The following is a 15,009-nucleotide window of genomic DNA, read 5'->3' as shown; positions in this document are numbered from 1 at the left end:
TCCGAATGGAAGATTTCACATTAGTTCAAGCTCTCATTATTTTTACTCTCATTACTTTCGCAGGATTTATCGACTCCATGGCCGGAGGTGGTGGCCTAATAACAATCCCTACTTATATTGCAACAGGTGTCCCTGCTCACCTTCTGCTTGGTACAAATAAATGTGTTTCATGTATTTCAAAATCACTTTCAATCATTCGCTATGTGAAGCGTGGCAAGATTGACTTTAAATTTATTCTACCTCCAACAATTGCAACTTTTAGTGCTTCTTTAATTGGTGCCCAACTTAGCACTATCCTTGAGTCAAAGCACATGGTCTATATTTTAATCTTAATCATTCCAATCATCTTCTTTATGAACCATCTAAAGAAGAAAAGAGAATTAATGGATCACTCTCCACTTGAAAAGATGCAGGTTCTTTTTCGCTCAGTTCTTATTGGACTAGTCATTGGTGGTTATGATGGCTTCTTCGGCCCAGGAACCGGAACATTTCTTATCATCTCAATGATGTTCTTTCTTCATTTCGACATACTTGATGCCTCACCTCATGCGGCATTTATGAACTACGTAAGTAATATTGCGGCCTTTATTACGTTCTTAATCAAGGGTGCTATTATGTGGAAGATTGTTGCAATCGCCCTGCCGGCAGGACTTCTTGGGAATTACCTCGGCTCAAGCCAAGTTATTAATGGCAATAAGGCCACAGTCACAACAGCATTTAATGTTGTTCTTGTGGGCCTTTTATTTAAGTCTATTTACGATATTAGTACGATGTAGGACAAGAAACTTTTCTAAGTTTAAATGTGAAAGCGCGATCGATATTGCGAGCTTGAGATCTTAGTTCAACACTTCCCTCAAAGAAAGCTCCAACTTTATTAATTGAAAGCTTTAGGCGGTGATCAACTTTCTCATACATCTCTTTTTGCGAACGATACATATAAATATCCTCATCAACCTCATAGCTTAGCGAATTCTCACTCCAAGAATATTCACCTAGGTCTTGGAAGAGAATAATTGGTGAATACGAGTAATACACATCATCTCTTACACCAGTAAAGAAATTGAAAACATTGATTGGCTCAATACGATTAGTCTCAACATTTTTATAAGTTCGAGAAAAGCTATAATCTTCATAAGTGGTAAGATTTCTCTCATAATCAGGTCCATGTGGAACAGACTGCTGATTATGTTCAATTGTTTCAAAACATCCGTATAGCTCTTGAGGAGTGATTGCAAATAGGTTTACTGTAACAAGTAAGCTTAATAAGTATTTCATGTGAAAATCCTTTTCATTTTTATAACTTAGCTACCATTTTAGGTGACAATTAAATTATGAGCAAATAAGCAAAACTTACATCAATAAAAAAATTTAAAGATGTAACAAATCACAAGAACTTTACAAGGCGCTGACTTCGTTCAACTTAGGGACAGATAGAATGAGAATGTACTAAGGATGTGTATATGAAATATTTTTCAATTCTTACTCTTTGCCTATTATTGACGAATCCTAATAATGAATTGAGAGGACAAGGGGGAAATTCAATTAAGAACAAAAGCAAACAGGCCAACTTTATTTCTCGTATTCGACTGAATACAAGAAGAGGCCTTCTTTATTATCCATTCATTCCACGCTACATGATCGCATAGTGCTTAATGCTTAATGATGAAATCTTCTTTTGGAAATCTAAACTGTGGGCCGTAAACGCCTTTACTAGAACGCTTTCCTACTCCAAGTACCATTGTGACATGATCCTTGCATCCAAGACCTAATAGCTTCTTTACGCGTTTAGCATCAAAGCCTTCCATTGGAAGCGTGTCATAACCTTGAGCGCGAATTGATAGCATGATATTTTCACAGGCAAGTGCCGTTGTCTTATGCGCCCAAGTTCTAAGCTCAGATGGAAACATTGGCTCACGAAAGATCACTTGGAATAGGCCAATTGTATTATAGAAAGCCCATTTAAGAGGTGAAAAAATACCAAAAGGTCCCATATAACCATAGGCCATTGGGGCGATCTTTGAATAGTACGCTTTTACGGCCTTAGGAACTTCAATGCCATCTTTCTTTGAGGCGGCTTCAAGAGAAGCAAGCATGCGCTCACAATTCTTCTTCCAAGTGCCAGTCTTTGCCACACAGACAATTAGATGCTTTGCTGTTTTGGCACCATTTTGACCAAAACAAAGTTTTGCAAGTTCTGATCTCTTATCTTCAGATTTAACCCAGTGAAACTCCCAAGGTTGAAGATTAGATGAATTTGGTGCAAGCAGACCGTGCTCAATTGCCTTTTGAACAACCTCATCCGGAACTTCTTCATCACCAAAGACACGAACAGAGCGGCGTGAAGAGACAACTTTTTCGAATTCTTTAAAATCAATTTCCGGAGCAACTTCCGTATAATTTAATTCAAGTTCTTCAGTAAAAATATTATCACTCACGCCAGTCTCCCTTCGTTAACTATGAATTTAAAGTTTTAGATAGTTTTTCAAAAACATTCTTCGAAGTCTTTTCGTCATTAACGATTGCTTCAAGCTCAAGACGTGCAATCTCTTTAAGATCAGCTGGCATCTTACGGTAATCATTAAATGCACCAGCAAGTCGAGAACCTGATTGAGGGTTAATTGCATCAACCTTTCTAATCATTTCAGCAATGAACTTAAGTCCACGTCCACTTTCGTGATTGAATTGAACTTTATTACGAGCAAATGTTCCAATTAGTGACGATACTAAGTTTGGTACATTCATATCAAAGACTTCATCTTTCATTAACTCTTGTACGCGATCAAAAGTTGAGTCATCACTTGAACTTGCCTGAACACTTAGCCACTTTTGCATAACAAGTGTTTGATCTTTAAAACGTGTATAGAACTCTTGTAAAGACTCAGCAGCACCAGGAAGCTTTTCGTGAACGATAACAGCTAGAGAGTTCATCATATCAGTCATATTTGTCGCAGTTTCAAAACACTTACGAGCAAGAGCTTGGTGTCCATCAATTTTAGCAAGACAACTAAGAGTAAAGCCTCTTAACCTTCTCTCACCCATTGCCTTAGCATCTACCTTGAATTCTCTTTCCGTACTAAGATCATTGTAAATAGCAACTAGATCTTGTTCAAAAGTACTCGCAAGTAGCGTATATAACTTTTCTCTTGCTTCATCGATAGCGCGATAATCTGGGATAGTAATTGTTGAAGCAATATCAGTCATTGATGGAAGCCCAAGACATACGGCCTTAAACTCTTCATCAATATTTTGATCCTTAAGGATTGCCCCCCATGCTTGAATAAAATTCTCATCAACTTGGTAATTTGAATCACTAAGAAGTGCATGGATATTTTTAAGAGCAAGTGCTTGTCCCGCTTCATAACGATTGAAATCGTCATTATCATTTGCCATTAAGAAAATGAAGTCTCCATCTGTTAGATCCGATCGCAGAACAACAGGTGCACTGAAGTTTCTATTTAGAGATGCTACTGGTCTTTCTGTGATATTTTCAAATACGAATACTTCTGAATCTTTTTTAATATGAAGAAGTCCTCTTCCAAGATCAGCTTGATCGTCTCTATTTTTCAGAGCAAGCTTCATATCAACACCTTTGCTATCAAGAAGTCCGATAACAAATGGCATATGGAATGGCTCTTTTGTTGGCTGCCCTGGAGTTGCAGGCGTTGATTGATTTACAGTTAGAGTAAATTCATTTGCCGCTTCATCGTAACTAGTCGTTACATCAAGAACAGGTGTTCCCGCTTGATCATACCATCTTCTAAATTGAGAGAAATCGTAATTATCATTGGCGACACTCATTGCATTTGTGAAATCTGCTGTCGTTACCGCTTGCCCATCATATAGCTCAAAATACTTATCCATACCACGTTGGAAACCTTCTTCTCCAAGTAGTGTGTGATACATACGAATGACTTCTGAACCTTTTTCATAAATAGTCATGGTATAGAAGTTATTCATTTCAATGTATGACTTTGGCTGAATTGGGTGTGACTGCGGGCCAGCATCTTCAGGGAACTGAGCTGCTCTAAGATTAATAACGTCGTTAATACGACAAACTGATCTTGAGTTTAGATCTGCAGAGAACTCTTGGTCTCTAAATACAGTAAGACCTTCTTTAAGAGTTAGCTGGAACCAATCACGACAAGTTACACGATTTCCTGTCCAGTTGTGGAAGTACTCGTGTCCAACTACTGATTCAATACCAAAGAAGTTATGATCTTCTGCTGTCTCTTTTGAAGCAAGAACGTAAGCAGAGTTAAAGATATTTAAACCTTTGTTCTCCATTGCACCCATATTGAATGAGTCAACGGCAACAATCATATAGATATCAAGATCGTACTCAAGTCTAAATCTATCTTCATCCCACTTCATTGACTTCTTAAGTGATTCCATTGCATGGTGAGACTTATCTTCATTTCCTTTATCAACAAAAACCTGAAGCTTAACTTCACGGCCTGACTTTGTTGTAAATGCATCTTCAATTAGAGCAAGATCTCCAGCGACAAGAGCATAAAGGTATGCAGGCTTTGCAAAAGGATCATTCCACACAGCAAAGTGCTTCCCACCTTCTAGATCGCCTTGTTCAATTAGGTTTCCGTTAGATAGTAGAAATGGGTATGCTGCTTTGTCTGCAACGATCTTAGTTGTAAAAATGCTTAAATTATCTGGACGATCGATAAAGTAAGTAATTCTTCTAAATCCTTCAGGCTCATTTTGCGTACAAAACATTCCACCTGATTTATATAAACCATCAAGAGCAGTGTTGGCCTTTGGGTTAATTTCATTGTGAATCTCAAGAGTGAACTTTTCTGTTGGAAGTGCACTAAGAGTTAAGATCTCTTTTTCTTCGTTGTAGTTTTTAAATTCTTCGCCGTTAACTTTTACAGATTTTAGAATTAATTCTTCACCATTAAGTTCAAGAGTCTGACCGCTTAATGGGACAATTTCCATCGTTGAATATACTTGAGTTTTTGTATCATCTAAATGGAATTCAAGATTAACTGTCTCGATTTTGTGAGTTGGCGCTTGATAATCCGCCAAATACTTGACCACAGGAGTTTCGCTTTTCATATATACCTCGTTATTTCCTATAATTTTGAGTATTTATTTGTAGAATTTGCCACAATTTGAACTGAATGAAAACTTTGATTAGAATATATTTAATATTAAACACTTAAATTAATTTAGAGATTATTAAAGTGAGAACTTGATGGATGCGAATAAGAAATTTTATTTCTCAGAAATTCCCTTTGAAGAGAAGATAAGTTTTTTAAAAAGGGCCCTAAGCGATGGATTAATCATTGAAATCTGGCGCAAAGGACAAGAAAAAGACAAAGTCGAAAGCTTCAAAATTAAATCTTTTGATGAAAGTGAACTCGAATTCACTCTAGACTTTGACGCAAGCCTAATTGCGAAATTGGCAGGTTCAAAAAACAAGGACAATGAAGTTCTTCTAAAAATTAAGTTTAAATCAGTTATTTTATTTTCGAGTTCATACCTAAGCTTCATTGCGGCAGAAGAAGTTTATAAGCTTAAAGTTGATCGTCCCGTCTATAAGAGTCAGCAACGATCTAACTACCGCTTGCATGCAAATGCTTACATCCCTATTCAGATTAAAATCGAAGAAGATGTCTTTGATTGCAACGATATCTCGGCCGGTGGAATTAGCTTTAACTGCCCAAAAGACTTCGCTGATAAATTCAAGAAAGAATCAATTTTTGATAATGCGACAGTAAGACTTGCGTCGAAACGATTTGAAATTCCACAAGTAAAAATTGCAGCAACTTGGCCAATTGAAAATAATGAAGAAACACCAATGGGTATTGGTATCGCCTTTATGAATATGGACAAAGAAGTCGAAGAAGATCTTGTGCTTTCAATTAATTCAGAGGCCCGCGGAGAAGAGCTTAGGAAGCAGGCGGCAATGAAGAAAGGCACTTAGAGCTTTTATTTTCTTTTAAATTCAATTCTTTGAAGTAAGTATCTAACTCAATTTGTTTGAGAATATCTTTTAATACCCTCTCATTACCTTTAGAAAAGTAATCCTTGAAAGCAAGAATTGTTTCAAGCTTAGGGCACCCGATTGGCATACTAAGAATGAAGGCATTAATATCTTCTTGCTTAATGCCCTCAGTGAGAAAGCGCTTATAATTTCTATCGTGCCAGGCCTCGAGGTAGCGGGCCAGATAAACAGATATTCCAGTTTTATGTGAATCAATTTTAAAGAAGTTTTTTGCAACAAAATCCTTGAGATCTTCATGATTCGGAATGGCACTTATCAAGGCACCAAGATCTTTGTAAGCAATGCTGCCTTGATCTTTTTCAAGTAAGTGGATAAACATTCTCAAGTCTCCCGATTTCTCAAACCAAGGCCTAGGAAGCTTGATGGCCATGAGATAGAAAGACTTTTTGGCCTTGTCAGAATTTGTAGCATTAACTAATTTTAAAAATTTTCCTCTAAGATTTTGGAAATAATCATAGCACTTATAGTGATGGCAATTGGCCATTGCCGCTAAGTACATTTCGACTTGAACTGTGCTCATCTCCCCTTCTTCAAGTGAAAGATGAGAGCAGCCGCCAACAGAAATAAGTTTGCCACAAATATAGTAGATATCATCTCCATAATGAACGTGATACCTTTTGAACTCTTTCTTTGAACGATTTAAAATACTTACAAGTGAACTTCGGTATTCAATAGGCCCATTTAGAGAGCTTAGGATTTCTTTTCGATCACAAAAAGTATTTAAATCACAAGGAGGTTTCCAATCAGAAACTTCAATTTGTGTTTTTTCATCTTGAATATTCTGCTGCTGACACGAAGCAAAAACAGTTAAGATAATAAACATGATGCATGTTTTAAAAGTGAATAATTTAAGTACCATAGGCGCTGTCACTGTGCGTATAATTTGTTGACTTGTCAACTCAATCTAGCTAAATTCAAGCTTACCTCTATTATTAATACAATTCGAATGAGATGTGAAATATGGCACTAAAATTTTCTAGCGCAGCTGACCGCTTGATGGACATGGCAGCAATGCTAAAATCTAAAGATCTTTATCCTTTTTTCCGCCAAATTGGTGACTCAGAAGGAACGATAGTAAAGATTGATGGAAAAGATCAAATCATGATCGGTTCAAATAACTACCTAGGCCTAACACATCACCCTCACGTAAAAGAAGCGGCCATTAAGGCCATTGAAAAATATGGAACTGGTTGTACAGGATCTCGTTTCTTAAACGGTAACCTAACAATTCACGAAGAACTTGAAGAAAAGCTAGCGCGTTACCTAGGACACGAAAAAGCTCTTATCTTCTCAACTGGTATGCAAACAAATCTTGGTGCTCTTTCTGCTATCTGTGGCCCAAGAGACTGTATGCTCTTTGATTCAGAAAATCATGCTTCAATTATCGATGCCTCTCGCCTAGCAATGGGAACGACATTTAAGTATCGCCACAACGATATGGAGTCTTTAGAAGAGCAACTTGAAGCAAATATTGATCGCTTCCAAAAAGTAATCATCGTTGCAGATGGTGTTTTCTCAATGACTGGTGATATTGCAAACCTACCAGAGATGGTTAGACTTGCTGAAAAGTATGGTGCTTATATTTACGTCGACGATGCTCACGGTATCGGTGTTATGGGAGAAAAAGGCGCTGGGACAATGAACCACTTTGGTGTAACTGATAAGGTTCACTTAAACATGGGAACATTCTCAAAGTCATTTGCTTCAATTGGTGGAGTTCTTTCAGGTGATGCTGAAACAATCAACTATGTAAAACACCTAGCAAGATCTTTCATGTTCTCTGCTTCAATGGCACCATCTGCTGTAGCAACTGTTTCTGCATGTATTGACGTTATTAACTCTGACGATACAATTCACGATCGCCTATGGGACAATGTTAAATTCATGAGAAATGGTTTCCAGGAAATCGGTTTCTATACATACAACTCTCAAACTCCTATTATTCCAATCTTTATTGGTGATGATGTTAAATCAATGCTTGTAACTAAATTTCTAGGTGAAAATGGTGTCTTTGCAACTCCAGTTGTACCACCGGCAGTTCCTAAGGGTGAAGCATTAATCAGAACAAGTTACATGGCCACTCACAACAAGAGTGAGCTAACAAAAGTTCTAGAAGTTTTTGCAAGAGCAAAGAAAGAGTTTGATATCCCTTCGACAATGGGACACTAATTATATTTTTAAGGAGATAAGTCTATGGCCATTTATATCGAAAAAGTTGATATCTTAAACGATAAAAAGGCCCGTAAAAGATTTATTGACGTCCAATTTAATATTTATAAAGAAGACAAGTATTGGGTTCCACAACTACGCATGGAACTCAATAAACTTTTTAATCAAAAACATCCTTTTTATCAAACAGCGCAAAGTGCCTTTTACATTGCAATTAAAGATGGAAAAGATGTGGGCCGAATCATGGCCATCAACAATCACAACTATAACCAGTTCCATAGCACACAAGAAGCTCACTGGGGATTCTTTGAGGCCATCGATGATATCGAAGTCTTTAAGTCTCTTTTCAATTGTGCAATGGAATGGGGAAAATCACTTGGCCTTGAGCGATTTATTGGGCCATTTAATCCATCAACAAATTATGAATGTGGAACACTGATTAAAGGTCATAATGAAATTCCAGTTCTCATGATGATGTACAATTATGAATACTATCATCAATACTTAAATGAGCTTGGTTTTACGAAAGCAAAAGATCTCCTGGCCTACCATATGAAGGCGGATTTCGAGATGCCGGAAGTAATCAGAAAGATTGCCTTAAGAGCGGAAGACAAGGCCAATATTACTTATCGTACAGTTTCTAAGAAAAATTGGGCGAAAGAAATTGATCTTATGTATAGCATCTACAATGATGCTTGGGAGCAGAACTGGGGCTTTGTTCCAATGACAAAGGATGAGTTCTACGCCATGGCAGCAGACCTTAAAACTGTTGCTGACGAAAAACTAATTCTCTTTGCCATGGTTAATGGTGAAGAAGCCGGTTTCATCGTGGCCCTTCCAGACTTCAATCAAGTCCTACATAAAATTCCAGATGGAAAGCTATTTCCAAAAGGTATTTTTCAAGTTCTTCGTGCACCAAAGCTTATAGATGGTGTTCGAGTTATTACGATGGGTGTGAAAAAGAAGTATCGTCTGTATGGACTTGAATCAATTCTTTATTACAGATGCCATGAGAATATTAAACAGTATAAAAAATATAAGAATGTAGAGATGAGCTGGATTCTAGAAGATAATATCAATATGAATAAACCACTCATTCGCATGAATGCTGTTCCTTACCGAACATATCGAATTTTTCAAAAAGAGTTATAATGAAAGTCTTAGTTACTGGTGCAACTGGTTTTGTCGGCTCACATCTTTGTGACAAATTAAATCAACAAGGACATGAGGTGTTTGCTCTTGTGAGAAATCCTCAAAAGGCTCAGTCTTTAAACTTACCTGGCGAATATATCCAAGGTAGCCTTGAAGAGGCCTCAATCAAATCATGGGTAAGCGACCTACCAAAAGACTTAGATTGCGTTATCCATACTGCGGGAATTGTTTCAGCAAAACACTCTCTTACTTTTGCAAAGACAAATCACATTGCCACAGAGAATTTAATAAATCGCTTAAAAGTAAAATTTGAAAATATTCATTTTATGCTAATTTCTTCACAAGCTGCGGCCGGTCCTTCATCGCAATTAGTTGATGAAAGCATCGAATGCTTACCTGTTTCGGCCTATGGTCACTCAAAGCTTGCTGCAGAGATTGCAGTCAGAGAACTTTCTCCAGAGAGTTGGAATACCACAATAATCCGACCTCCAATGGTGATAGGTCCACGTGACAGTGCCGTTTTAGATGTTTTCAAAATGGTTAAGGGGCGTATTGTTACAGGCCCAGGACTTAACTTTAGAACGAAGAAATATAGTGTCGTTAATGTTTTTGACCTAGTCGATGCAATCATTCTTTGTGCATCTCAAGAGCAAACAAAACAAGAAACTTATTTTGTAACTTCCGTAGATGAAGTAACTTTTGAAGAATTAATCAATGAAATTTCGAACGCTCTAGGAGTTCAAAAGGTTATGTTTATGGCATTACCAATTTGGCTACTAAGAATAGTTGCGGGAATTATCTACACTCTTCCAATTCACCTACCTCTTACTGGAGATAAGATCAATGAATTGGAGCAAGATGCTTGGCTTTGCAGTAACTCAAAGATTAAGGCACTTGGTTTTGTCCCTAATTATAATTTAAAGGACACAATTGAGATGACAGCGAAGGACTACAAAGAGCGTAAATGGCTCTAACTTAGTCTTCCTTAGGTCCTGTCACAGTTCTAAAAACATAATCCCATAATGGTGAGCTTACACCGTACTTAGCTTTCTCATGTCTAAAGTGATGCTGAAGATGAAATTTCTTTAAGTAGCGCCCCACCTTTCCACTCATTTTAAAGTGATGAGTTGCATAGTGAATATAGTCATAGCAAAGATAGCCTATTGTGAAGAAGGCCATAAAACCTGGCATATAAAAAGCTGGAATAAAAAGTGAAAAGAATAGCCAAATCAGCCCCATGATCAAGATCGCTGGCACAGGCGGCATAACAAGCCTTGTCGGATCATTAGGGTCATCATGATGTAGCCCATGAAACAAGAACACAAATCGCTCTGAAAGTGGCCCAATAGGCTTTAAATGGAAAACAAAACGATGAAGTAGATATTCTGTAAGAGTCCAAATAATTAAACCACTAACTGCACATAGAATCATTTGTAGATGAGTGTAACCAAGTTCAAAATATGAACGATAAATTAGAAAACCAATAAATGGCGCCCAAAGCACTAGTGGCACAATTGGATGAACATGGGTAAATGACTCAAGAATTGGATTTTTAAATATTCTAATTGATTCGTACTTTTTCACAACTTCTACCTGATTAAATATCCTCTATTTCTACCAAAAAAACTCGCTCAAGTCAGCTTTTAGCGACCTAAAATGTCCAGCTTTAACCCATATGAACGTGAATTCAAAAGTAATAAATTTTTGTGATGTCAGAAAGTAGAAAAACATATTTTATAGAGTGTGTAAATACCCTACTACAAGGGAGATAGAATAATGGACTAAGTTAATTTTTGCTGCGAGCTACTGTAAGAAAAAATCTCTTGTGGTTTCTGTAAAATCGAATAAACTTATTAATAAGCAGAGACAAAAAATTAAAGACACTTCGGCGTTTCGGGAAAGGACTTTTTAGGAACGTCGTTTTTTTTCAAAATCATCTCAATCAATCTTAATAATCATTTAACTCGTTCTAATTTCTTCAATATATGGTTTCCATTGGCCCATCCACTGATTCATGGACGCATTAACTAGTGAATTACTCTCTGGATGTACATTTACACTACAATAAGTAAGACTTAGCGTATCTTGGTGCTTTCCAGCATCAATCGATGGGATATTATTCCAAGTTCCAGTGTTGAAATAATAACGACCTTCTGGGAATCGCCTCCACTCTTGTAAATGGGTATGCCCCATAACAACAGTATGAATCGAGCTATCGCGATCAAGAATCCTTCTGGCCATGCGCTCATAGCGTGGATAAATTGTGATCTGTTGAAGAATTTTTAAGTTTGTTTTGAAATTCGAGTTCTGTCGTGTGTAATAATTCGAGTGAGTCTTAATGACATAGTTAATACACGTGATAAATAGGCGCCAAAAGAATCTTGTATCATTAAAAAGACACCATTTAACATATGAAGACATAGGCCTTACTTTATCAATATAAGGACGCTCTTTTTTAAGCTTTGGTAGAACGTTAATGCAAAAAAGAGAACCCCACGGAAAGTTCAATATATCCTTGCCACCAGGTCCGCGAATAAATTGTTTTGCCTTTGGTACAGTGTTTACAGCTTCAAATCGATGCCCATGTTCAACGTGTAGGCCATTTTCTAAAAAAGTTTCAGTAAAGATAATATTATCACCACAGATTTTTGAAAACTTCTCTTGTGCACCTTTAAAAAGCATACCAACATCGTGATTTCCTACAACATAGACAACACGCTTATGTGGCGCTCTTAAAAACTTTTTAAGACCTGCAAAAAAACGAGGGTGTCCTTTAGCGATATCCTCAATCTGTTTAATAGTCATTGCCTCATCGACGACATGAGTGAAAACACCATCTGAATCGATTTGAATGAGATTTAAGATATCTCCATTCATGATGATTGTTACAGGTTTCGAATAATATTCATTCGTTGAAAAGTAGTCGCAAAATTCATAGAAGCGATTGTCTTCAAAGAAATCTTCTAAGATATTAAATTCACCGTTTTGCAGGTAACTACCTTTGCCTAAATGGAGATCAGATAAGATTAGATACTTCATATTTATGAGTCTGCAACACAGACCTTGCCACGTCCAGACTTTTTTGCTTCATACATCATTCTATCGGCCATTCCGATAATTTCATTACGTCCTGAAGCGTTAGTTGGGTAATTGGCAACACCAATTGAGACACTCAATTGGACATCTTCATCCTCATGAGTATTGATTTCAAGCTCTGCCTCTATTTTATAAACAGTAGACTTAACTCGACTAAGAATTCTTTGTCCGATCATCTTAGCATCTTCTAACGAAGAGTATGGAGCAAGAACGACAAACTCATCTCCCCCATAACGATAACAAAGATCATCCTCTCTTACAGTAGAACGAATTGTTTCTGCGACCTGCTGAAGTAAGCTTGTTCCAATCAAATGGCCATGGCCATCGTTGATACTTTTAAAGTAATCAATATCGATGAAGATAAGAGAGAATGAACGTTCTAGTGCATCATATTCTCTAATAGCAGCATCAATATCACTTTTAAATTTTCTTTGATTATAAAGACCTGTTACATCATCAACGTGAGCAAGGGCCTGTAGTCTTTGAAGTTCTTTTACTTGTAAAAGACTTCTAAACTTCGATTGAATATAGTTTTCTAATTGTCTAAAGATATCTGAAGGAAACTCTCCATTCAATACAAGATATAGACTTTGACTTCCATTGAAGCCGACCTCGACAAAGCGATACTTATCACCTTCTATTTCAAGATGAAGCTTTTGTGTCTTTAATGCACCCATTAGTTCTTGATAGACCTTACTTGGATACTCTTCAATAACTTTATTATTATAGAAATCTCTAATGATTGGATTTGAGGATTCATTATCTAACGTCGCAAAAACGAGTGGCGTTTTTGAATCAAACTCTGTCTTAATGAAATCGCGAAAAGACTTCAATACGATATTGAAATTATGCTCTTCAACATTTTGACAAATAAATTCTAAAAGTGCTTTATACTGTTTTTCCAACATACTAATTTTTAATCATCCAGTTCTAGTTCATCATCTAATTCTAATGTATCAGCAACTACATTCAAAGAGCCTCTTAGATTACTAATAAGGCGTTCAAGTTTTTGCTCAGCTAAAACTCTTTCCTTCTTTGCTTGCCTCTCATTAATTGCAACGTTTTCCATATTAAATTCAAGAGTATCAATTTTTCGCTTAAGCTCTAAAATCTTCTCATCTCTTGCTTTTATTTTATTATCACTATCGATGGCCATAAGTTCTAATTGACTTTCTAGCTCTTGTTCACGTGCTCTAACACTTGTATGATCGATTTTTAAGCGTGTCCCAATTTCGGCCATCTCTTCTCTCATGGCCTTATTCTTAGCTTCACTAAGCTCTAGCCCATGCTTGTATTTATCAAGAAGTGATTTCGTTTCCTCAACTTCAATTGCATGTCGCTTTTTAGCAATCGAAAGCTCAATATTTTTTTCATCAACTTCTGTTCTTAAGCTTAACGAATCTCTCTTAAGAAGCTCAATCATTGTTTTTAATTCATTTAGTTCAGTTAAAAGTTTAATACGATCTTCTTTTAACTCTGTAACAGTTACTCTTAAATCAAGTAGCTGCTCTTCACTTAGGGAGCTTAAAATGTGCCCAGGGTGAAAGTTAATATTTGCACTAACGTGATTCGATGCTGGAGCGGCCGGTGCCGATGCAACGAAATCATGGTGCTCAGAAGCAGCAGGAGTTTCAACCGAATCAAATCCCCCAAGATCAATATTGCCAGTTTCTTCAGTTGGTGAAACTGCCGTTACAGTTAAGGTCTCATCTGGAGAATTATACTGCTGGTGATTTGCATCAACCATTCCATCAAGTTGGGCCATTGTATCTTCTTGGCCAACAGAAGGAAGTTCCACTTCATTAGTTGTTTCATCATCAAATTGATCAAGATCATCGTCTAGCGACATATCAATATCGGCGTCGAGATCATCAAGCTCGGAATCGAGATCTGCATCAAGACTATCAAAGTCATCTAGATCTCCCATATCATCGAGTTCACCTAAATTATCAAGGTTACCAAGTGAATCTAATTCATCATCTAAATCTTCACCTAGTGACATCTCAAGATCATCAAGGTCCTCATCTAAAATATCACCTGAATCTTCTTCAAGGTTTACTGAAAAGTCATCAGCTGTTTCTATTTCAGATTCAGCACTGGCCTCTACGGCATCAATTTCTTCATCGACTTGTTCTAGCTTATCTTCAACAATAATCGGGTTATTATCCAGATCCAAGTCATCTTCACGAGCTGCATCTAGAGAAGCATTTGGAATAGTATCCCCTTCTTGAGTAAGGTTGATGGTAATACTAGATGAAAAATCCATATCAAGATCAGTTGGAGAATCTGCATTTACTGGAGCATTTTCTACGATATCATCATCACCACAAAGATCGATGGCACTGACATCATCAAAATCTAGCTCAATACCTTCATCCAGTGGGGAGCTGTCTTCATTATTTAGCTGAGAGAAGTCAATATTAGTATCAACAAGAGTTAGAGAAGTCTTCTCTTGTGCGTCACTGCTACTATCAGTATCGCTTCCAAGAACTTCATCAACCGCATTTTGAATTTTCTCACTTTCAGCGAGTAATTCTTCCTGTTGCTTCTTTTCTGCTGACATAATTTTC

14 protein-coding genes are annotated in these 15,009 nt (G+C 37.0%); 6 read left to right on the top strand and 8 right to left on the bottom strand.

All coding sequences use genetic code 11. From position 1 onward, the window contains the following. The first annotated feature begins 5 nt into the window (after positions 1–5). The gene (locus ACMAWV_RS15415; protein WP_103219048.1) at positions 6–776 is read left to right on the top strand and encodes a sulfite exporter TauE/SafE family protein; all 771 of its coding nucleotides are present in this window, start codon (positions 6–8) and stop codon (positions 774–776) included. On the opposite strand, the gene ACMAWV_RS15410 is transcribed toward ACMAWV_RS15415, so the two are convergent. After that, positions 763–1,275: a hypothetical protein gene (locus ACMAWV_RS15410; RefSeq protein WP_103219049.1), complete on the bottom strand. Its 513-nt coding sequence runs from the start codon at positions 1,273–1,275 to the stop codon at positions 763–765. The two genes, ACMAWV_RS15415 and ACMAWV_RS15410, sit on opposite strands and share 14 nt — an antisense overlap. 185 nt (positions 1,276–1,460) lie before the next feature. Here ACMAWV_RS15410 and ACMAWV_RS15405 point away from each other — a divergent pair, with 185 nt between their 5' ends. Further along, positions 1,461–1,646, top strand: a complete 186-nt coding sequence (locus ACMAWV_RS15405) for a hypothetical protein (RefSeq protein ID WP_412470059.1) — start codon at positions 1,461–1,463, stop codon at positions 1,644–1,646. A 3-nt stretch (positions 1,647–1,649) separates the two neighbouring features. Here the strand turns inward: ACMAWV_RS15405 and ACMAWV_RS15400 are convergent, their stop codons facing one another. Then, positions 1,650–2,435 (bottom strand): nitroreductase family protein, encoded by a 786-nt coding sequence (locus tag ACMAWV_RS15400; protein ID WP_412470060.1) that lies wholly within the window; start codon positions 2,433–2,435, stop codon positions 1,650–1,652. A gap of 19 nt (positions 2,436–2,454) precedes the next feature. Continuing rightward, complete coding sequence (gene pepN / locus ACMAWV_RS15395) at positions 2,455–5,070, bottom strand: aminopeptidase N (RefSeq protein WP_412470061.1); 2,616 nt, start codon at positions 5,068–5,070, stop codon at positions 2,455–2,457. A 139-nt stretch (positions 5,071–5,209) separates the two neighbouring features. Between pepN and ACMAWV_RS15390 the strand changes: the two genes are divergently transcribed. Then, the gene (locus ACMAWV_RS15390; RefSeq protein WP_103219053.1) at positions 5,210–5,941 is read left to right on the top strand and encodes a PilZ domain-containing protein; all 732 of its coding nucleotides are present in this window, start codon (positions 5,210–5,212) and stop codon (positions 5,939–5,941) included. Here ACMAWV_RS15390 and ACMAWV_RS15385 read toward each other — a convergent pair. Then, positions 5,907–6,845 (bottom strand): hypothetical protein, encoded by a 939-nt coding sequence (locus tag ACMAWV_RS15385; RefSeq protein WP_412470062.1) that lies wholly within the window; start codon positions 6,843–6,845, stop codon positions 5,907–5,909. The two genes, ACMAWV_RS15390 and ACMAWV_RS15385, sit on opposite strands and share 35 nt — an antisense overlap. A gap of 137 nt (positions 6,846–6,982) precedes the next feature. Here ACMAWV_RS15385 and spt point away from each other — a divergent pair, with 137 nt between their 5' ends. Genes spt through ACMAWV_RS15370 form a run of 3 tightly spaced genes read left to right on the top strand, consistent with a single transcriptional unit; the run spans position 6,983 to position 10,317 of the window. Then, positions 6,983–8,191 carry a serine palmitoyltransferase gene (spt, locus tag ACMAWV_RS15380; RefSeq protein ID WP_103219055.1) on the top strand — a complete coding sequence of 403 codons (1,209 nt, stop codon included), beginning with the start codon at positions 6,983–6,985 and terminating at the stop codon, positions 8,189–8,191. 24 nt (positions 8,192–8,215) lie between these two features. Continuing rightward, positions 8,216–9,343 carry an N-acetyltransferase gene (locus tag ACMAWV_RS15375; protein WP_103219056.1) on the top strand — a complete coding sequence of 376 codons (1,128 nt, stop codon included), beginning with the start codon at positions 8,216–8,218 and terminating at the stop codon, positions 9,341–9,343. Continuing rightward, positions 9,343–10,317 carry an NAD-dependent epimerase/dehydratase family protein gene (locus ACMAWV_RS15370; protein ID WP_103219057.1) on the top strand — a complete coding sequence of 325 codons (975 nt, stop codon included), beginning with the start codon at positions 9,343–9,345 and terminating at the stop codon, positions 10,315–10,317. Before ACMAWV_RS15375 ends, ACMAWV_RS15370 begins: the two co-directional genes overlap by 1 nt. 1 nt (position 10,318) lies before the next feature. Here ACMAWV_RS15370 and ACMAWV_RS15365 read toward each other — a convergent pair whose 3' ends face one another. The 4 genes from ACMAWV_RS15365 to ACMAWV_RS15350 form a co-directional block, all read right to left on the bottom strand. After that, a complete protein-coding gene (locus ACMAWV_RS15365) occupies positions 10,319–10,927 on the bottom strand; it encodes a sterol desaturase family protein (RefSeq protein ID WP_103219058.1) in 609 nt (202 codons plus the stop codon). 375 nt (positions 10,928–11,302) lie between these two features. Further along, a complete protein-coding gene (locus ACMAWV_RS15360; protein ID WP_103219059.1) occupies positions 11,303–12,382 on the bottom strand; it encodes a metallophosphoesterase in 1,080 nt (359 codons plus the stop codon). A 2-nt stretch (positions 12,383–12,384) separates the two neighbouring features. Further along, positions 12,385–13,347: a GGDEF domain-containing protein gene (locus tag ACMAWV_RS15355; RefSeq protein ID WP_103219060.1), complete on the bottom strand. Its 963-nt coding sequence runs from the start codon at positions 13,345–13,347 to the stop codon at positions 12,385–12,387. Positions 13,348–13,355: 8 nt separating this feature from the next. Further along, positions 13,356–15,002, bottom strand: coding sequence for a hypothetical protein (locus tag ACMAWV_RS15350; protein ID WP_412470063.1), 1,647 nt, complete (start codon positions 15,000–15,002; stop codon positions 13,356–13,358). Positions 15,003–15,009: the final 7 nt, after the last annotated feature.

It is taken from the genome of Halobacteriovorax sp. RT-1-1 (genome assembly GCF_047085455.1).
In the GTDB taxonomy this organism is placed as follows: Bacteria; Bdellovibrionota; Bacteriovoracia; order Bacteriovoracales; family Bacteriovoracaceae; genus Halobacteriovorax_A.
Note: the sequence above shows the minus strand (reverse complement) of the source record. Positions and strands in the feature narration are given on the sequence as shown.